Source organism: Microbulbifer maximicatervae (SeqCode), assembly GCF_052467505.1.
On the sequence record NZ_CP174313.1, the window covers coordinates 221,623 to 240,505 of the forward strand.

Below are 18,883 nucleotides of genomic sequence, written 5' to 3' on the forward strand. Positions count from 1 at the left end.
GAAAAAGCCCGCAAATTGCGGGCTTTTTTGTATTTCAGTAATCGCTACTCTTAATTGCTGAGTGTTACTGCTGGTTTTCCGGTGTTTCTCCTGCTTCCTCTTCATTCTGGTCTCGCAGTTCACTGGGGACACCCTGAGGGCCATCACCCATTGCATCATCTACATCGGATGGAATATCTGAAACTGAATCGGTGGAGGTTCCGTCGGAGGTGCTATTTTCCGGTGCTGTTTCAACCAGGTTTTTAAGTTTTTCCAACCCTTGTTCATAAGACTCTCCCACCATTTTTTTCACTGCCAAGCCCATCCAGCGTTCTCTGGGACCACCGCCGGTATCGCTGTGGAAGTTCCAGGTAAGAAGGGTGCCGCCATCCTTTGGTTCCAGCTGGAATTCTGCCGTGGCCTGGCTGCCATCACCAAAATCCAGCTTGGTGGCGACTACAGAATCTCGCTTGCTGGCGAAGATAGTTTGACTACCGCTTCCGGCTTTGGAGTTTTCGCCGCGCCAACTCATTTTGGCGCCGACGCCTTCCAGGGGACCGCTGTACTCATAGAGTACCGAGGGGTCGATATGGCGCCATGGGGACCACTCGTTGAATTTGTGGAAATTATTAACGTAGGGGAAAACCACTTGTGGCGGTTTGTTGATAAATACGCTGCGATGAACAGTGACTTCGCGTGGGAATAAATATCCCGCGAGCACGAGAATTACCAAGGCAATAAGAATATAAATAATCCAGCGCATAGCGGGTTCCTTTGCTATTTGCGGGTGCAAGGAAGCAACCGCCAGAAAACTCTGGCGGTAGAGATGCTTATATTAGCTGCTGCGATGCTTAATCGTCGGCAATATGTAGCAGGGGGAGCTTAATCTCAACACACAGGCCCGCATCCCGACTGTTTTTGGCGCTGATGCTTCCCTGGTGATGTAGGATGGTGCGCTGGGCGATAGCGAGTCCCAGTCCAAAGCCACCACTTTCCCGGGTGCGTGCACTATCTGTGCGATAGAAGGGGCGGAAAATAGCCTCCAATTCCTCATCTGCCACGCCGGAACCTGAGTCAATGACTGAGATAGTGCAGGATTCTGAGGATTCTTTAATCGACACCTTGACCCGGCCGTGCTCGGGACTGTACTTGATTGCGTTGCGCAGGATGTTCTCCAGGGCAGCGGTCAGGGAGCTGCCCCGGGTTGCGACAAGGAGCTCTTCCCCTTCGGAACGAATTTCAAAGGATAGGTCTTTGTCAGCAGCTTCGCTGTGGAGGTCTTCCGCCAGGGCGCTTATCAGGGCATTTACTTCCACTACGTCATCCAGGGGGCGCTGCTCCTGGCTGCTAATAGGAAGTGATAGCACGTCGGCAATAATATCTTCCAGGTAATCCGCTGCCTTGCCGATTTTATCCAGTTCTGTATCGAGCCCGTTAATTTGCTTTTGGCGGGCGATGGCCAATGCCACTTGCAGGCGCGCTAATGGCGAGCGCAGTTCGTGAGAGACATCCTTGATCAGGCGACGCTGCTCGGACATCGACTCCTGAAGCTGGGCAGTCATAGAATCGAAGTCCAGGGCCAGGTCAGTCAGTTCATCATTCCGAGACTTCAGGGATGGAGTCACGCGGTAGTCCAGTTCGCCGGCAGCCACGCGCTTGGTGGCGGCGCGCAACTGTTCAAGAGGGCGGCTCAGGTAGCGGGCCAACCAGTAGCAGGCTAGGCCCGAGGCGATCATGGAAAGCAGTAACATCGGCCAAAAGTTGCGCCACAGGAAGCGCAGCAATAGGCCTTCCTTGCTATCCCCAGCAACGACGACGATACGCAGGGGGTCTCCGGTGCGCAGTGGTAGAAAGAAGCCTACAGTGGGCTTGTTATTTACCAGTTTGTGAGCTTCGCGATTGCGGTAATCAAGACTGTCGATCAACGAGCCCATATTTGATGGCACTTCGCGACCGAGGATGTCGTTGCCTTGTTGATCAACCGCATAAACCCGCCGTTTGACTTTTTTGGGGGCTTTCTCGAGCCAGTGCTGGAATTGTTCGGGACCGTGACGGCGGGCGATTCGCATATTTCGCATGACCTCGCGAAATAGGGCGGGGCCCTCCCAGCGTTCCTCTTGTCGGGGATCGCCGAATTCACCGAAGTGGGTAATGTAAATGGCGGCTACAACCATCACCATGGCGGTGATCCAGGCCCCAAAGAACATTTTCCAGAAGAGACTGCGCATCGTGGAAAACCTACTGCTTGCTCTGGGTGAGCATGTATCCGGCACCTCGGATATTGATAATTAGGTCGCGGCTGGCACCTTTATCCGCGAGCTTCTTGCGAATGTTACTGACATGGACATCAATGGAGCGGTCGTAGGGCATCAGCTTACGGCCAAGGGCACTTTCAGTGAGAACCTCTTTGCCAACCACTTCGCCGGCATGCTGAACCAGTACCTTGAGCACGGCGAACTCTGCGCCGGTCAGAGCCAAAGCCTGGTCGTTCCAATAACCCTGATGCTCTGCAGGCAGTAGTCGAATCTGGCCGCTGCTAAGAGTGTCGTCGCTCTCTTCAGCTTCGACTCGTCCGCGGCGGAGTACTGCGCGCAGTCGGGCCGCCAATTCCCTGGGATTGCAGGGTTTGGGCAGGTAGTCGTCGGCACCCATTTCCAGGCCGACGATACGATCCACAGTGTCCCCTTTTGCAGTAAGCATCAAAACCGGTAGGGAGCGGCTTGCTGCTGAAGCCTCCTCCCTAAGTTTGCGCAGTACTTCAAAGCCATTGTGAACGGGCAGCATGACGTCCAGAACCAGAGCGTCAAAGCTCTCGCTCTGAGCGAGTTCTAGTCCCCGGCCACCATCATTGGCTGCGGTTACTTGAAAACCCTCTCCGGTAAGGTACTCCCTTAGCAAGTCGGTGAGTTCGGTGTCATCGTCGATTAAAAGGATGCGGCTCATGGCGTTCTCTCAGTTTCTGTGTGGCCATTATATGCAAAGCGCTGGCGCTGGTTACCGCTGGCGATAGGGCTTTTTACCGTTCTTAACAAATGTTTACCGGCGTTTTCCCCCGTTTACACAAGCTGGGCTTACTATGTAGTCACTGAACGCGAACATGAGGAAGTAGGAATGAAACACTGGAAACAAGCAATGGGAAGCTTGGCCTTGATAGGTGTTCTGGTTGCCCCTGCGGCACTTGCTTTCGGCGGTGGTGAAGGTGGTCAGGGGCGCGGATTTGAATATATGGTCCGCCAGCTTGAGTTGACCGAAGGCCAGCAGGCACAGTTAAAGGCCAACCGGGAGAGCAACCGAGAGGCGAGAATGGCACAGCGCGAGCAAATGATCGAGCTGCGCAAGGAATTAAATGCGGCGATTGAGTCGGGCGCTGACCAGGCGACACTGGATCAATTGGGCGAAGAGCTAGGCAAGCTAAAGCTTCTGGAGATGCAGAACCGCAACGAAATGAAAGAACAGTTTAAGGCCATTCTGACTGATGAGCAGAAGGCCAAGCTAGAGCAGCTAAAGAGTGAGCGCAAAGCGCGCCAAATGAAACGGCGCGATGAAAGCTCTGCAAGCCAGGATTCAGAGTCCTAGGCCCCCCAACCAAAGACTCCTTGTGCGATCCGCTGGGTGCACCCTTCCCCAAGGCCCAGCAGGTTCATAACCCTTAGCCCCCGCTGCCCCGGGGGCATTTTTCTTTATGCCTGCCGAAACCTGATCAGATAGGTAACTTGCTGAGCCCGGTTATTGCTGGGAGAATACGCCGCCTTGTAATTTAGTATGTAGCGGCCCGGACTGGGCGGAGAGGGTTGACTGTGAGTAAAATCGGCTTGTTCTATGGCAGTGATGAGGGTAATACCGAGTCTGTAGCTTTGCGCATCCGCGCCCGCCTTGGCGAAGACAATGTAGACCTGTTTGATATTGCCGATGTCACCCAGTTGGATATTGCTAATTATCAGTATCTTATCTTTGGAATCCCTACCTGGGACTTTGGTCAGATTCAATCTGACTGGGAAGAGTTCTGGGAGGATGTGCAGGAAATCGATTTTAGCGGAAAGACCGTCGCTTTATTTGGCCTGGGAGACCAATTTGGGTACGGCGACTATTTCTTGGATGCGATGGGCATGCTCCACGATGTTATTGTGGAAAAAGGAGCCACTATAGTCGGTCACTGGTCCACTGAAGGCTACGAGTATGAAGCCTCAAAAGCTGAAGTCGAAGGTGAAGCAAAGTTTGTCGGCCTGGCTATTGATGAAGACCAGCAGGAAGAGATGACCACAGAGCGGCTGAATCGCTGGTGTCGGCAAATAGCTGAAGAGCTTGCGCTTGATAGTGATGTTCTTGAGTTGGATGACTGATTCGCTATGAAAAGCTCCCTGTTGTTCAGCGAGTTTTGGCCCTGGCTGGCAGAGCATACAAATTGCATCGTCAGGGCCGGAAGTAGTGATTCGGTAGTATACGATGATGATGACTACCACTGGCGCTTCACCGCTGAAGATGCCCGTACCAAGTTGGTTCAGGTAATGCGCGGTAAACGACCCGTCGCCGAGCTGTTTATTGAGCCTGAACATATAGCCGCTGTGCGTATTTCTCCCGGGGAGCGGGGAGAGTACAACTTTGACCTGATAGCAGAAGTCCAGGGGCGCGAACAGGTTGTTTATTACTTTGTTCTGACTCACTCACTGGAAGATGTGGATACGAAACAAAATCCCTCCTCAGCCGCTCTCCATTAAAACGATTTTGATCTTGTGGAAGTTATACTAGTCAGGCCTGTATAACTTCCGGATTAAATTTCTAACTTAAATTCTATCCCTCTCTTTTATTTCCCTTCACAACCATTAATTTGAAAATTTTTTTACAGTCGGTGCATTTTGTAAACTGTATTTATTATAAAAAGCGCTTGTTGTGAGTTCTTAACAAAGGTTTACCACAGTTATCCCCCGTTTACACGGCGCCCACTTACTATGTACTTACTGAATGCAAACGAGAGGGTTGAACGATGAAAAACTGGAAAACTGTAGTAGGTAGTTTGGCTTTGGCTGGCGTTGTAGCAGTACCAGCCGTTGGTATGGCATGTGATGGTAAAGGACGTATGGAAGGTCGCGGCCATGGACCAGAAAAAATTGCTAAAGAGCTGGACCTGACGGAAGCTCAAAAGGATCAACTGAAGGAGCTTCGCGAGTCCAACCGTGAAGGAAAAATAGCTAAGCGCGAAGAAATGCACAAAGCGTATGAAGAGTTGCGTGAAGCAATACGTTCCGGTGCCGATCAGCAGACACTGGCAAGCCTGGGGGCCAAGATTGGCAAACTGGAAGTCGCTAAAATGCAGAGCCGCAACCAGATGCGCACTCAATTTGAATCTGTATTAACAGATGAGCAGCTCGCTAAGCTGGAAACCCTGAAGGCTGAAAAAAAGGATCGTCATATGAAGAAGTGGAAGGCGTATCGCGATCACGGTTGAGTGGGTAGCCTGCTTGAGGTGACTGAGCAACTGAAAATATGTAGCCCCTAAATTAACTGGGGCTACATTTTAATTGAACTCTTTACCCTTCGCTAGATTGCGTTTCGCTAGCCCCAACACCAATATGTTGATCTAGGAATTCTAATAGTTCTGTATAGAGTTTCATTCTATTTTCTTCGGTATAAAAGCCGTGTCCTTCATTTTTCACAAATAGAGTTTTAATCGGTTTTTTTTCTTTTCTAAATTCCTTTACTAGCATTTCTGCATGCTCAATGGGGGCTCGCTCGTCTTCCTCTCCATGAATCAAGAAAACTGGCAAATTAAGTTTGCCGGCATTGTGTACAGGAGAGTTGACTTTTAGAAAGTCCTTATCTTTACTGAGTGTCTTTTTAAGGTAAGCAATGCCTCGATCTCTTCTCTTAACATCCCCTTTTGTGTACAACATCTCCAAATCGTATACGCCTACATAACCTACAGCACATTGGTATAAATCAGGGTTGCGGATAGGATTCATCAGAGCCGAATAACCCCCAAAGCTAGTGCCATAGATGCAAATTCGATCAGGGTCTGCATATCCTTTCTCTATGGCCCAATGAACGGCGTCGGCAATATCTTGTTGAATTTTTCCTCCCCACTCCTTGAGTCCTGCTGAATAAAATCCCTGGCCATAACCCGTGGAGCCACGAAAGTTAACTTGAAGTACAAGATATCCATTTTGAGACAGAATTTGCGCATTGCGATCATACTCCCAATAATCACGTTCATGGGGACCTCCGTGAGGTAATACAACCATCGGGTGTGATTTATTTGAGCCTTGTGGAAAGGTAAGATAAGTGCCCACTTGCAGGCCGTCTTCTGTGGTGAAGCTATCAGCGAGCATTGGATTTAGTTGGTCTGGTTGTAGCCACTCAGCGGATGTTGCTAGGAAATCGACGGATTTAGATTTCATGTTGACAAGATAGTAATCTCCCGGTAGGCGATCGCCATGTACTTTTAATACGCCAAAAGAACCATCGGTTGTAAAGCTTGTGAAAGCTATATGGAATCCTTGAAAAGCCTTTTTCAATCCTCTAAAAAGTGGAGCAAAGCCGTCGCCTTCATCAAAAAAGTGCTCTGTGGGATAATCAGGTTGCAGGTATACACCTAGAGGTTTATATGAGTTTGGATAATAAATGATGTCGTCTATATCCGACTTTTCATGTTGAAAAATTTGAGAGAAAGTTTCGGAGCCAGGTTTTAGCTTGATTAAAGCTTGAGTCTGTGAGTTTCGAGTAATTTTTAAGTATGATTCACCTGTCTCAGGATTAAAGCCTATCGGAGTAGCGCTGTCTAAAGCAGTATTTTTTACTCTATGCCACTCACTTTTTTCCCGAAAAAATAACTGAGGCCTTCCACTTTTATCGGTACCATCAGCATAGAGAAGTTTGCCTGAACCGTCAGTGTAAGCACGGCCGAAAATTTGCGGTAATCCGATAGAGCTTTTTTTCAGCCCCGTATATATGTCAAGTCTGATAACCTCTCCTTTGGACTCCCAGTCATTTTTCCAGGGAAAGGTAGAGATAAGTATCTCCTTTTTCTTTTGGGGAAGGGGGTCGATAATAGTTGCATGGGCATAGGTTGACACAGCCTTTTTGAACCGGGTTCCAGTTTGACGCTCGCCGGCAAGGTGCCCGAAAATTGTTTTCCTTTTAGAACCATCATAATTAACAGCATAAAGAGATCCATAACTGACAGGAGCCTCAAGATCTGCCTTTCGTGACATTACTTCAATCACAACCCTCTCATTATTTGCCCAATAAAAATCACCAACTTCCTCCTTGCCTCTAAATCGAACAAAGCCGGTGAATTCTGATGAATCGATAGACATGAATACTAGTATTCGCTCACCTTCATGCATCTTTCTTATTGCTAGATGTGAGCCCGTTGGAGATATTTTAACTTCTTCAATATCTGCATGTCGTATAAGCTTTTCAAGCGGTACCAGGCTTGAGAAAACGAAAGTCGGCCACATAAGAAGTAAAAACAGAATTTTACGCATAATTTCGTCCTTGTATTTTGCAGTACTGATTATGCGTTAGATCGGGCAAGTGAAACAGGGGAAAGAAGGCGGCTCCTTAGAGCCAGCCCTGAAGAGTTGACTAAATTGGTGCAAAAGTCCTAATTAATTGCTAAGTCTTCACTCTCTCGTTCAGATTTATATTGATCAAACCAATATAAAATCGATGCAACTTTTGCCACTAACTGACTTGGCCTGGCAGCGATACTGTGGGATGCCCCTGGAATGCGAACCATGGCAGCGTCAACGTCATTAAGTTTTAGTGCTTGATAAAACTGTTCTGTTTCTGACATCGGTGTGCGGTAGTCCTCTTCCCCGGTTAAGAGCATAGTGGGAGTGGTAACGTTTCCGACATAGGTGAGCGGTGAGCGACGGCGGTATTCCTCAGGATTCTCCCAGGGCATCCCTGAGAACCAATAGCTGGTAAAGAACCTGGAATAATCGGCAGTTAAGACAAAGCTTTCCCAGTTGATGACAGGCTTGGCGACAACAGCGGCCCTAAAACGGTCAGTTTTGCCAATGATCCAGGCTGTCAATGTGCCTCCGCCACTGCCACCAGTAACAAACAACTGCTCTTCATCAATATAACCTTGAGAAATTACAGCGTCGACGCCAGAGATCAGGTCGTCGTAATCCTGGCTCGGGTAGTTATGGTGAATTAAGTTGGCAAATTCATGGCCGTAGCTGGTGGAGCCACGGGGGTTAGTGTACAGAACAACATAACCAGCAGCGGCAAATAACTGGACTTCGGCGGCAAATCTGGGGCCGTAATTAGAGAAGGGACCACCGTGAATTTCCAATAGAAGGGGATACTTCTTCTCGGGGTCGAAATTGGGTGGGTAAGCGACCCAGCCCTGAACATCTCGGCCATCAAAGCTCGATTTGTAGTTGATCTCCTCAATATTTGCCATCTCGCGCAGTGGCATCAGGTCGCCATTGAGCTCGGTGAGTGCCTGGGTTTTGCCGTTGCGCGCTAGAGCCAGTTCGGCGGGATTCTGAGGGGTCGTTTGTGTGTAGGCGATGTCCCCGCGTTTGGAGACTGCAAAATTGGCACTGGAGTATGGGCGTCCCAGTGAAAGGCCTCCAGCGTCGCTGGCCATTAGGGTTTCGCTGGAACCAATTTTCTTGATGGCAATTTTGGTGGAGCCGTGATCGTCGTAGCTATAGGCAATTCGCTTGCTATCGCCCAGCCAGTGGAAGTTGGAGATGCTGCGATCCTTGGCAGTTTTTATTTTACGGGACTTCCCGCTATTGAGATCCAGGACGCGCAGAGTATGTTGTTGGTATCCGAGCTTTTGATCCTCAAAGCCTAAATAGGCCAGCTTCGTACCATCTGGAGACATCTGCGGGTGAAGGTCGGGACCATAACGTTCGGTAATTTGCTCGATACTGCCGTTTTGTAGGCTCACCTTGTAAATTTCCGAGTTCATCAGCTCGATTTCGTGATCGGGATGACGATTGGCTGAGAAGTAAATTGCATCGTTATTTTTACTCCAGGCGAGACTGCTGTGGTGATCGTACTCGCCTTCGGTAAGTTGGCGAGGGGTACCGCCCTCTCGAGGGATCACAAAAACCTGTATATGCCCCTGCTTTAAATAGCCCATGCCATCTGAACGATAAATGCTGCTGTCGATAAACTGTGGTGGCTTAGCCCACTCTGCGCCTTCCGGGGCACTGGGGAGCTTTACTGGCAGAGGTTTGCTTTCCGGTACGAACATAGTGAAAGCTATTTGCTTACCATCCCGTGACCACTGGATATTGGAGGGGGATTTTGGCAGGTGAGTAATCTGCAGATTCTGGCCATTATCTAACCACAGCAGGTGGATCTGCGGGCTGCCACTGCGGGTGCTGATAAAAGCGATGGTCTTCCCGTCTGGGGATAGCTGTGGGGAGTAATCGGAGTAGTCTCCAGAGGTCAGAGGGCGGTGATCTTTGCCATCGGTACCGATACGCCAAAGGTTCGCGCGCTTGCCGTCTTTCATTTTGTTCATTGAGTTGCGGACGTAATAAATACTTTTCCCGTCACTGCTGAACTGAGGGCTACTCGCGTATTCGAGGTTAAATACATCCTCGTAACTAAAATTGGGTAGTTGGTTATCAGCGAGCGCAGGGCTGGCGATAAACATCGTTGCGACAATTTTTATTAGCCGGTTCATGATCTTTAGGCTCCTCCTTCTTGTTTCCTAGAGGATACCTGAGGAAGGGGGGACAAAGGGAGTGATCCGTTGACTGGTGTGCTCGACGGGATAATCTGTGATGGAGCAACAGGGTGGCTGACCTGCTACTCCGTTATTTGGCCGAATATACCTGTAAAATTTTGAATTAGTTGGTTGCCAAGTCCTCGCTTTCATTTTCTCTATCGGGTTTGTGTTGATCGAACCAGTAGAGGGTCGAAGCTACTTTAGAGATTCTCTTGCTGGGTCTATCGGAAAAGTTATGGGATGTGTTTGGAAGGCGCACCATAGCTGCCTCTACATCATTTAACTTTAGTGCTTGGTAAAACTGTTCGGTCTCAGATATTGGGGTACGATAATCGTTTTCTCCAGTCAACAGCATGGTCGGTGTAGTGACATTGCCAATATATGTGAGTGGAGAGCGGCGTCGATACTCCTCGGGGGCCTCCCAAGGCATCCCGGAAAACCAGTAGCGAGTAAATATTTTGGAGTAGTCGGCAGTTAGAACAAAGCTCTCCCAATTGATTACCGGTGCGACAACTACCGCAGCCCTAAATCGTTCAGTTTTACCGATAATCCAGGCTGTCAGTGTGCCGCCGGCACTCCCACCTGTGACAAATAATTGATCCTCATCGATATAGCCTTGGGCGATAACTGCATCGACACCTGCCATTAGGTCATCGTAATCCTGGCTAGGGAAGTTGTGATGGATCAGGTTGGCAAACTCATTGCCGTAGCTGGTAGAGCCGCGAGGGTTAGTGTAGAGCACGACATAGCCTGCGGCGGCAAATAGTTGCATTTCGGCAGAAAAGCGCGGGCCGTAGTTAGATAGTGGGCCACCGTGAATCTCAAGTAACAGGGGGTATTTATTTTGGGGGTCGAAATTTGGGGGGTAGACTATCCAGCCTTGGATATTGCGACCATCGAAGCTGGATTTATAGTTGATCTCTTCCACATGGGCCATATTGCGTAGAGGTATCAAATCACTGTTGATCGCCGTGAGAATTTTTATCTTGCCGCCACGAGAAATTGCAAGTTCTGCGGGAACTTGAGGTGTGGTTTGTGTATAAACTACGTTTCCACGTTTGGAGACAGCAAAATCTGAAAAACTATAGGGCGCGCCTAGTGTCAGTCCACCGGCGTCATCCGCTATCAAGGTTTCCTTTCCGCCAATTTTCTTAATGGCAATTTTGGTTGAGCCATGATCGTCATAGCTGTAAGCAATACGCTTACTGTCAGCGAGCCACTGAAAATCGGAAACGCTACGATCGCTGGCAGTTTTTATTAGCTGGTTTTTTCCACTAGCGAGGTCGATCACTCGCAAAGTGTTTTGGTGGTAGGAAAACCGCTGATCTTCATAGCCTAAATATGCCAGCTTTCTTCCGTCGGGTGAGATTTGAGGTTGAAAATCGGGGCCAAATCTCTCGGTTACTTGCTCAATATTTCCATCGTTGATATTTACCTTGTAAATTTCTGAATCCAGCAGTTCAATTTCATGATTTGGGTGGCGATTTGCTGAAAAGTAAATGGCCTTATTATTTTTGCCCCAGCTGAGTTGGCTGTTGTGCTCGTAGTCCCCACTAGTGAGCTGACGGGGAGTGCCTCCTTCACGGGAAATCATGAAAACCTGTGAATTACCCTGCTCTAAGTATCCCTGGCCCTCAATGCGATACAAGCTCTTGTCGATAAACTGAGGTGTTTCCTCCCACTCGCCCCCTTCTGGTGGTGTGGGAAGCTCCACTGGCAGCGGTTTGTTCTCGGGCACGAACATGGTGAAGGCTATATGCTGACCATCGTGGGACCACTGGATATTTGATGGGGCTTTGGGTAGATGGGAAATTTGCTCACTTTTACCATTGTCCAGCCACAACAAATGTATCTGGGGCTTTCCACTCCTGTCGCTGATAAAGGCAATGGTTTTTCCATCTGGAGATAGATGTAGCGAGAGGTCGTGAAAATCTCCTGAAGTTAGGGGGCGATGATCTTTGCCATCATCGCTGATATACCAGAGGTTTGCCCTTGTGGTATCTGCCATTTTGTTCAGGGAGTTGCGTACGTAATAAATATTTTTATCGTTAGTGCCAAACTGTGGGTCGCTGGCGTACTCCAGGTCGAAAATATCCTCGTAGCTAAAATTGGGTGAATGTTCATTTGTATTTGCGTGGGTGGAAAATGCCGGGCTTGCTATAACTGCCGCAGCGATAAACGTTATAAACCTATCCATGGTCCGTGAGCTCCTTTTTATTGTTGGATTCAGCATATCGAAGGGATTGTGCCAGAAGGGATAAATACGCTGAAATGCAGTATTGAGAGAATAGTCAGTTTATTTGGCGTATAAACCTTTTGGTGTTTTACTTTCCCAGTGAGGAAAGTTGGGGCAAGTCAAAAGCAAACTTTATACTTTCTCCTTTTTTGAGCCCGCAAACTAAGCCAAGTTAATCGAAATGGTAGCTCTGTTAGTACTTTCCGATAAATATCTTTGAGAGTATCAAACTGGTCGACCCCAACCATTTCGTCACACTGTGCGAATAGTAGTTTTTCGGGTTCTAATTCGGTAACCACAATTCTGGTGGGCACGGTACTAATGGGATCTGGGTGTGTATTGGGCTAATGGCACAAAGGGCGACCTACCCCTACGATAATAGCGGCTGTATTGAAAAGGAGGTGAGCTACGGTACTTGGTGGCTTTAGGTTTCACTCTGCCATGTGTTGGCCGTTTCCTCTACGAAACTTCGATAGCTTCGCGGACCTTGCGGCAAAAGTGCGGCTTGAGCCTCGAGATCTTCCTGATGGATTGGGTGGCCGTTTGTTTTGAACCAGCGATGCATGACCAGAAGATCGAAATTCAGCCACGGAGGCACCATGGTTTCGATGCTGTTGGCAAAGTCTTCCGGCGTTAGGTCAGGGTAGATGACGGCGCGACCAAGTGCTATGGACCAGAGTGCAGCGGTTTCATTGCCGTTAGGGGCATCCAAACTCGACAAAAGAAATACTTCGTTCTTCGCCCTTATGTCTAAGAGTGCTGTAGCTGCTGCGAGCGCAACATCACGGGTATCGATGCGTGCAACCGGGTGGGGCCCCAACGGCGTTGCATAAGCACCTGCAGTGATCACATCCTTCTGAACAAGATCATTCTGAGCGAAGTAGGTGGGCCGTAGTATCGTGTGCGCGATCCCACTTGCTCGCAGCGCTGTTTCAATGGCGAATTTTCCACCCGCATGGGGAATCATCGGTGCGCGAACTGCAAGATCGCTCGATAGATAAACGATGTGCCTGGGGGGTGATTCAGCGGCGATCGCCAGTGTGGAGAGGCCTTGATGAGTCTCCTTGGGACTATTTGCGATGAGAAGAAAGACACTCTCAACTCCCTTAAATGCGGACCTCAGGGTGGAAGGATCGTCCATATCGGCAATGACTGTATCAATATCATCGGGGAGACTTGCGGCATAGGCAGTCGATCGTGTGGCGACCCGGATCTTTGCTCCACTCGCATATAAGATCGGAATGAGGGCCCGGCCAACGTTTCCTGAGCCGCCAAAGATGAGGACAGTCATCGATGTGATCCATTGATGCTCAGGGCCAGACTGCGCAAAAGAATGCGCGAAAAGGTTTGTCGGCGTGCCACCCTACCGGGGCATTCAATGGTGCGAAGAAGCTGTCGCCGGCGTGGAAGGCCTCCTCGCCGTTTGACGTTGTGACCCGTACCGACCCCTCCAGCATACATATCAGCTCGCTCCGACTGAAATCTGTGATATCGCAACGACAAGGGCCGGATATTAATGTGCCGACCTGGATCCTGCCATCACCAGACTCGTATGCCAGATGCCGGGCTTGGTGTGGCTCTAGAGTGCTGAGACTGGTCTCTTTGCAGTCGTCTTCTGAAATGTTTGGAAGCGGGCGCACGACTCTCAGCTTAGACGGATCAGTCTCTGCAGGATACTCATCATTGAATAAATTGATAAAGTACTTGCGGTAGTATACCGGCATGTCCCATGCGCAATTAAGGCCTTGCGGGAGGAAAAACGGCTCTCCAGCAGAGATAACTTCTTTGTGTCCTGTTTCGTCGATAATGCCGACGTGGCCCTCGATCAGAAGCATGAACTCAAAGAGTGGATAGGGATTGAGCCCTGTGCTGCTTCCGCCAGAGCAATCCCAGGTCCCAGTGCAGAGGCCGTTGCGCTCAAAGGCTTTATACCCTCGCTGGATAGGTGTCGGGCCGGTAAGAAAAGAGGGAGGGATGACAGCCCAGGACTCAAGGCCTTCGCCACTTGGGTTGTGCGGGTCCAACTTGATTACGCTTTTCATGGCGTCTTTCTCGAGGGCTCGAGTTGGTGGCAGGAGCCGCGCGACTCGAGAATCAGTGAGCGGTTGGTGGTCGTCGGCGCGATTCACTAAGTATCTCTGCCGCAACTCATTTAGTAGTCTAATCCAACTTGGCGATAGATGTTGCTCTCGATAAATTGTGTCGGCCCGAGCCACCCTGCACGGTCTGGAGCAATGGGATGTTGTATTGGCAGAGTTGGCAAATACGCTGAATAGTAATATTCAAGAGGTAGCCAGTTTTTGGCAAGATAAACCTACTGGAGTTTTACTGCCCCAGCCATGAAAGCCGGGGCCTCTCAAAAGAATACTTTGAGCTTTCGCCCTTATGAGCCTCTAGGTTGAGTCGGATTAATTTAAGTGAGTAACTCTTTTAAGACTTCCCGATAAATATCTTTAAGGATATCCAAGTGGTCGGCCTCAACCCTTTCGTCCACTTTATGGATAGTGGCATTTACTGGTCCCAGTTCTACGACCTGGGCTCCGGTAGGGGCAATAAAGCGGCCATCGGAAGTGCCGCCGGCGGTCGATAGCTCCGTTTTTTCCCCGGTGATGGTGAGAATTGCCTGCTGGGTTGCCTGAACCAGTGGGCCTGCGGCAGTGAGAAAAGGCAATCCGGATAATTTATAGTTCGCTTCATACTTGAGGTTGTGCTTATCCAGGATTGCGCGGGCCCGGGTCTCAAGATCTTCGGCGGTTAATTCAGTGGAAAAACGCCAATTGCAGAGTAAATCCACTTCGCCGGGAATAACATTGGTTGCACCGGTGCCGCCATTGATATTGGAAACCTGGAAGCTGGTTGCGGGGAAGAATTCATTCCCCAGGTCCCACTCTTCGGCAGCGAGTTCAGCGAGAGCAGGGGCCAGGGTATGTATCGGGTTCTCGGCCAGGTGAGGGTAGGCTACATGGCCCTGGGTGCCGAGAACTTTTAGTTCCAGACCGAGTGAGCCCCTGCGCCCATTTTTGATGATATCGCCAACCCGCTCACTACTGGATGGCTCGCCGACGATACAGCAGTCAATCTTTTCTCTCTGCTCCTCGAGCCACTCGACAACCTTAACGGTGCCGTTTGTTGCGGGGCCCTCTTCGTCGCTGGTGATCAGAAATGCTATGCGACCACTGTGGTCTGGGTGTGCCGCAACGAACTCCTCACAGGCAACCACCATGGCTGCCAGGGAACCCTTCATGTCCGCCGCACCGCGGCCATATAGAAAACCGTCGCGAATTTCAGGCTCGAAGGGCGGGCAGCTCCAGTTTTCTTCTGGGCCTGTGGGTACCACATCGGTGTGTCCGGCAAAGGCGAGTAGGGAGCCTTCACTAGAGCCATCGCGTACAGCCCAAAAATTATCGGTGTCGTCTCTGCGCAATTTTGTTACCTGGAATCCTATTTTTTCCAGGCGCTGGATCATAAGGTCCATACACCCCGCATCTTCTGGGGTAACAGAGCGGCGGCGAATCAGGTCGAAAGCGAGTTGGAGGGTGGGAGTCACTTGGGCTTTCCTTGTATAGGGAGATGGGCCGCAAAGAAGCGGCTAGAGGGGTGGGGTGCATCGGTGCGGAACTGAAGTTCCGCACCGTGCAATTTTAATTGCTGTGTAGAGCTTCATTGAGCTCGATAGCACTCTTGTTGGTGAGACATTCCACTGCACCATTAGTGGAGTTGCGGCGGAATAGTAAATCGGATTTTCCGGCCAGGTCTCTGGCCTTGATGTGCTCTACCAGCTTGCCGCTGTCATCGAGCAGGGCGATTTTAGTTCCAGCGGTAATGTAGAGCCCCGCTTCTACTGTGCAGCGGTCGCCAAGGGGAATGCCGATGCCGGCATTAGCGCCGAGTAGGCAGTTATCGCCTACCGAGATAACGATATTCCCGCCGCCGGAAAGCGTGCCCATGGTGGAGCTGCTGCCACCGAGATCGGAACCGGCGCCGACAAATACCCCGGCGGAAATACGGCCTTCAATCATACCGGGCCCTTCGGTGCCAGCATTAAAGTTAACAAAGCCCTCGTGCATGATTGTGGTGCCTTCCCCAAGGTATGCGCCCAGGCGCACTCGAGCGGTGTGTGCGATACGAACCCCAGCCGGTACTACGTAGTTGGTCATTTTGGGGAATTTATCCACGCAGGAGACATCCAGGTATTCACCTTTGAGTCTTGCATCCAGTTGTCGCTGCGGTAATTCCTCGAGATCAATGGCTCCCTGGTTGGTCCAAGCGACATTAACCAGCTTGCCAAAAATACCGTCGAGTTTGGTCTCGTGGGGTTTTACCAGGCGGTGGGAGAGAAGATGTAGCTTTAGGTAGGCCTCCGGCACGGACTGCGGGGCTTCGTCAGTAGCCAAAATAACTACTGCGAGTGGTCTTTGGGAATTGGCGAATTGCTGCAGGATTTCCGCCTGGTCAGCGGCGCCTGCACTGTGGAGAGCATCGGCTAATTTCTGTAGTTGGGTGGAGTCCAGAGGCAGACTGTGATTTCCCTCTGCCACGCCGAGAGTTTCAGTAACCGCGTTAGCGATTTCTGCGCTAGGTTTAAACAGGGGTTTGGGGTAGTAAACTTCGAGCCAGTCGCCCTTGCTGTTACAGGTGCCGACACCAAAACCGATGCTGTAAATATTGCTCATGGTGGTTTTCTCCTAATTCGACTAGCTTTGCAGTTGTTCGAAGGTCGCCTCTTTAAAACCGAAAAGGGTTTCCTTTGAGGTGGTGGTGACCGGGCGTTTGATTAAGGTAGGGGTCGCACTGGCCAGATCTAAGGCGAGTGCATTGTCCATTTCGTTTTTCTGTTCATCGCTCAGTTCACGCCAGCTCGTTGAGCGGCGATTCAGGACCTCTTGCCAGCCAAATTTATCCAGCCATGCTTGAAGGGGGACATCTTCCATGCCGTCTACGCGAAAATCGTGAAAGCGATAATCGACTCCATTTTTCTCCAGCCATTTGCGGGCTTTTTTTACGGTGTCACAGTTTTTAATGCCGTACAGAGTAATCACGGTTACGCCTTTTGGGTTTTCTTGGGGTTTTTACGGTTGGGGTAGCAGGTTGTGCAGATTTCACAGACGGTGCCGTCGCAGCCCCGTGCAGAGCAGAACTCGCGACCGTAGAAAATAATCTGCAGGTGCAATTTATTCCACTTGTCTCTTGGGAACAGCCGCTTCAGGTCTTTTTCCGTCTGGGTGACATTTTTGCCATTCGTCAGGCCCCAGCGTTGGGCCAATCTGTGAATGTGAGTATCGACGGGAAACGCCGGGTGCCCAAAAGCCTGTGACATAACCACGCTCGCCGTCTTGTGTCCGACCCCGGGTAGGGTCTCCAGCGCGGCCATATTCTCGGGCACTTCGCCGTGGTATTCGTTGATCAGGATCTGCGAGAGCTTGCTGATGGCTTTGGATTTTTGCGGTGAGAGGCCACAGGGGCGAATGACTTTTTGGATCTCCTCTACCGGGACCTGCGCCATATCGCTAGGGTTGTCTGCCAGCTGCCAGAGCGCAGGGGTTATCTGGTTGACACGCTCATCGGTGCATTGCGCGGATAGGAGTACCGCAACCAACAGGGTATAGGAGTCTTTGTGATCGAGAGGAACGGGAGTTTCCGGGTAGAGTTCCTCCAGGCGCTGTAAAATATAAGTAACGCGCTCTTGCTTGAGTAGATTTTTTACTGCCATTGTTAAGATATGCCTGGGCGTGGAGTTCCTGTATGTGCTCGAGTTGTCAGTTGTTCTTGAAAAGTGAGTTGGCCTTACCTGCAAAATGCCTTTATACGGTGCGCTGCGTCGATGCACTCTTGCAGTGTCGCTACCAGTGCCAGACGCACATACTCGCGACCAGGGTTCAAGCCGATGCTATCGCGGGCGAGAAATGCACCGGGAAGTACCGTGATATTTTGCGCCTCATAGAGTTCCCTGGCAAAACGCTCACCATCCCCGACCTTGGGCCACAGGTAAAAGCTTGCCTGTGGCTGTTGTACCTCGAGGCAGCCGTCGAGAATTTCGAGAACTGAAGAAAACTTTTTACTGTAAAGCGAGCGATTCTGGCGGACGTGTTCCTCATCCTGCCAGGCTGCGATCGAAGCATGTTGATTGGGCAGCGGCATGGCGCAGCCGTGGTAAGTTCGATAGAGCAAAAACTTTTGCAGTAGATCGGCATCACCGGCGACGAAGCCCGAGCGAAGCCCGGGTAAGTTCGAGCGCTTTGATAGGCTGTGGAATACTACACAGCGGCGAAAGTCTGTTCGCCCGATTTCCTCGCAGGCCTGTAATAGTCCTACCGGCGGTGATGACTCGTCAAAATACAGCTCCGAATAACATTCATCGGAGGCGATGGTGAAATCGTAGCGGTCTGCCCTCTCTATCAGCTGTTTAAAATCTTCAGCTTCGAGAAGAGCGCCGGTGGGGTTGCCGGGAGAGCAGAGGTAAAGTAATTCGCATTGCTGCCAAACCGATTCCGGCACCGAGGTGAAATCTGGTTTGAATTGGTTTTCTGCTACACAGTTAATAAAGTGCGGCTGCGCCCCGGCGAGAAGGGCCGCGCCCTCATAGATCTGGTAGAAGGGATTGGGCATCAGGACTTTGCTGCCTGCGGAAACGGTCGCCTGGGCGAATGCAAAAAGTGCTTCCCGGGTCCCGTTGACCGGCAGCACCTGGCTATCTGCGCTCACATTGGATAGCTGAAAACGCTGGCTCAGCCAATTGGCGATCGCCTGCCGCAGGGGCTCTATTCCCTTGGTCAGTGGGTAGGCGGCAAGCTTGTCCAGGTGTCGAACAAGCTCTGCACTGACAAACTCCGGTGGCGCATGCTTGGGCTCACCGATGGACAGTGCAATATGCGGCTTGTCCGCCGCTTGGAGGCCCTCTTTCAGGGCTTGCAGCTTGGTAAATGGATAGGGCTGCAGCTGTTCCAGATTTGGGTTCATGGTCGTGAGCG

General features: G+C 50.5%; 18 protein-coding genes. 5 read left to right on the top strand and 13 right to left on the bottom strand.

All coding sequences use genetic code 11. The features are described from left to right. Window positions 1-64: 64 nt before the first annotated feature. The 3 genes from ACJJIN_RS00925 to ACJJIN_RS00935 all read right to left on the bottom strand — a co-directional run bounded on the left by ACJJIN_RS00925 (window position 65) and on the right by ACJJIN_RS00935 (window position 2,922). A complete protein-coding gene (locus tag ACJJIN_RS00925) occupies window positions 65-742 on the bottom strand; it encodes an SRPBCC family protein (RefSeq protein ID WP_413662837.1) in 678 nt (225 codons plus the stop codon). A gap of 88 nt (window positions 743-830) precedes the next feature. Further along, entirely contained in the window at window positions 831-2,207 is a 1,377-nt protein-coding gene (locus tag ACJJIN_RS00930; RefSeq protein ID WP_413662836.1) for an ATP-binding protein, read from the bottom strand. A gap of 10 nt (window positions 2,208-2,217) precedes the next feature. Continuing rightward, the gene (locus ACJJIN_RS00935) at window positions 2,218-2,922 is read right to left on the bottom strand and encodes a response regulator (RefSeq protein ID WP_413662835.1); all 705 of its coding nucleotides are present in this window, start codon (window positions 2,920-2,922) and stop codon (window positions 2,218-2,220) included. Between the two features lie 168 nt (window positions 2,923-3,090). Between ACJJIN_RS00935 and ACJJIN_RS00940 the strand changes: the two genes are divergently transcribed. The 4 genes from ACJJIN_RS00940 to ACJJIN_RS00955 all read left to right on the top strand — a co-directional run bounded on the left by ACJJIN_RS00940 (window position 3,091) and on the right by ACJJIN_RS00955 (window position 5,422). Then, window positions 3,091-3,555 (top strand): Spy/CpxP family protein refolding chaperone, encoded by a 465-nt coding sequence (locus ACJJIN_RS00940; protein WP_413662834.1) that lies wholly within the window; start codon window positions 3,091-3,093, stop codon window positions 3,553-3,555. Between the two features lie 221 nt (window positions 3,556-3,776). Continuing rightward, complete coding sequence (locus tag ACJJIN_RS00945) at window positions 3,777-4,319, top strand: flavodoxin (protein ID WP_413662833.1); 543 nt, start codon at window positions 3,777-3,779, stop codon at window positions 4,317-4,319. A gap of 6 nt (window positions 4,320-4,325) precedes the next feature. Continuing rightward, window positions 4,326-4,694: a hypothetical protein gene (locus tag ACJJIN_RS00950; protein WP_413662832.1), complete on the top strand. Its 369-nt coding sequence runs from the start codon at window positions 4,326-4,328 to the stop codon at window positions 4,692-4,694. Between the two features lie 266 nt (window positions 4,695-4,960). Further along, window positions 4,961-5,422: a Spy/CpxP family protein refolding chaperone gene (locus ACJJIN_RS00955; RefSeq protein ID WP_444896523.1), complete on the top strand. Its 462-nt coding sequence runs from the start codon at window positions 4,961-4,963 to the stop codon at window positions 5,420-5,422. Between the two features lie 82 nt (window positions 5,423-5,504). Here the strand turns inward: ACJJIN_RS00955 and ACJJIN_RS00960 are convergent, their stop codons facing one another. The 5 genes from ACJJIN_RS00960 to ACJJIN_RS00980 all read right to left on the bottom strand — a co-directional run bounded on the left by ACJJIN_RS00960 (window position 5,505) and on the right by ACJJIN_RS00980 (window position 13,957). Continuing rightward, a complete protein-coding gene (locus ACJJIN_RS00960) occupies window positions 5,505-7,460 on the bottom strand; it encodes an alpha/beta hydrolase family protein (protein WP_444896524.1) in 1,956 nt (651 codons plus the stop codon). A 119-nt stretch (window positions 7,461-7,579) separates the two neighbouring features. Next, window positions 7,580-9,634 (bottom strand): alpha/beta hydrolase family protein, encoded by a 2,055-nt coding sequence (locus ACJJIN_RS00965; protein ID WP_444896525.1) that lies wholly within the window; start codon window positions 9,632-9,634, stop codon window positions 7,580-7,582. Between the two features lie 166 nt (window positions 9,635-9,800). Further along, window positions 9,801-11,876, bottom strand: coding sequence for a S9 family peptidase (locus ACJJIN_RS00970; RefSeq protein ID WP_444896526.1), 2,076 nt, complete (start codon window positions 11,874-11,876; stop codon window positions 9,801-9,803). Window positions 11,877-12,339: 463 nt separating this feature from the next. After that, complete coding sequence (locus ACJJIN_RS00975) at window positions 12,340-13,206, bottom strand: SDR family oxidoreductase (protein WP_444896527.1); 867 nt, start codon at window positions 13,204-13,206, stop codon at window positions 12,340-12,342. A 19-nt stretch (window positions 13,207-13,225) separates the two neighbouring features. Continuing rightward, a complete protein-coding gene (locus ACJJIN_RS00980; protein WP_444896528.1) occupies window positions 13,226-13,957 on the bottom strand; it encodes a cupin domain-containing protein in 732 nt (243 codons plus the stop codon). A gap of 157 nt (window positions 13,958-14,114) precedes the next feature. On the opposite strand from ACJJIN_RS00980, the gene ACJJIN_RS00985 reads away from it, so the two are divergent. Further along, window positions 14,115-14,258, top strand: a complete 144-nt coding sequence (locus ACJJIN_RS00985; protein WP_413662825.1) for a hypothetical protein — start codon at window positions 14,115-14,117, stop codon at window positions 14,256-14,258. Between the two features lie 70 nt (window positions 14,259-14,328). Here the strand turns inward: ACJJIN_RS00985 and dapE are convergent, their stop codons facing one another. The 5 genes from dapE to dapC all read right to left on the bottom strand — a co-directional run bounded on the left by dapE (window position 14,329) and on the right by dapC (window position 18,872). Then, a complete protein-coding gene (gene dapE, locus ACJJIN_RS00990; RefSeq protein ID WP_444896529.1) occupies window positions 14,329-15,462 on the bottom strand; it encodes a succinyl-diaminopimelate desuccinylase in 1,134 nt (377 codons plus the stop codon). Window positions 15,463-15,556: 94 nt separating this feature from the next. After that, window positions 15,557-16,588, bottom strand: a complete 1,032-nt coding sequence (gene dapD / locus ACJJIN_RS00995) for a 2,3,4,5-tetrahydropyridine-2,6-dicarboxylate N-succinyltransferase (protein ID WP_444893179.1) — start codon at window positions 16,586-16,588, stop codon at window positions 15,557-15,559. A 21-nt stretch (window positions 16,589-16,609) separates the two neighbouring features. Next, complete coding sequence (locus tag ACJJIN_RS01000) at window positions 16,610-16,954, bottom strand: ArsC family reductase (protein ID WP_108734022.1); 345 nt, start codon at window positions 16,952-16,954, stop codon at window positions 16,610-16,612. A 2-nt stretch (window positions 16,955-16,956) separates the two neighbouring features. Then, the gene (gene nth, locus ACJJIN_RS01005; protein WP_444896530.1) at window positions 16,957-17,625 is read right to left on the bottom strand and encodes an endonuclease III; all 669 of its coding nucleotides are present in this window, start codon (window positions 17,623-17,625) and stop codon (window positions 16,957-16,959) included. A gap of 74 nt (window positions 17,626-17,699) precedes the next feature. Next, on the bottom strand, window positions 17,700-18,872 hold the full coding sequence (gene dapC / locus ACJJIN_RS01010; RefSeq protein WP_444896531.1) for a succinyldiaminopimelate transaminase: 1,173 nt from the start codon (window positions 18,870-18,872) through the stop codon (window positions 17,700-17,702). Window positions 18,873-18,883: the final 11 nt, after the last annotated feature.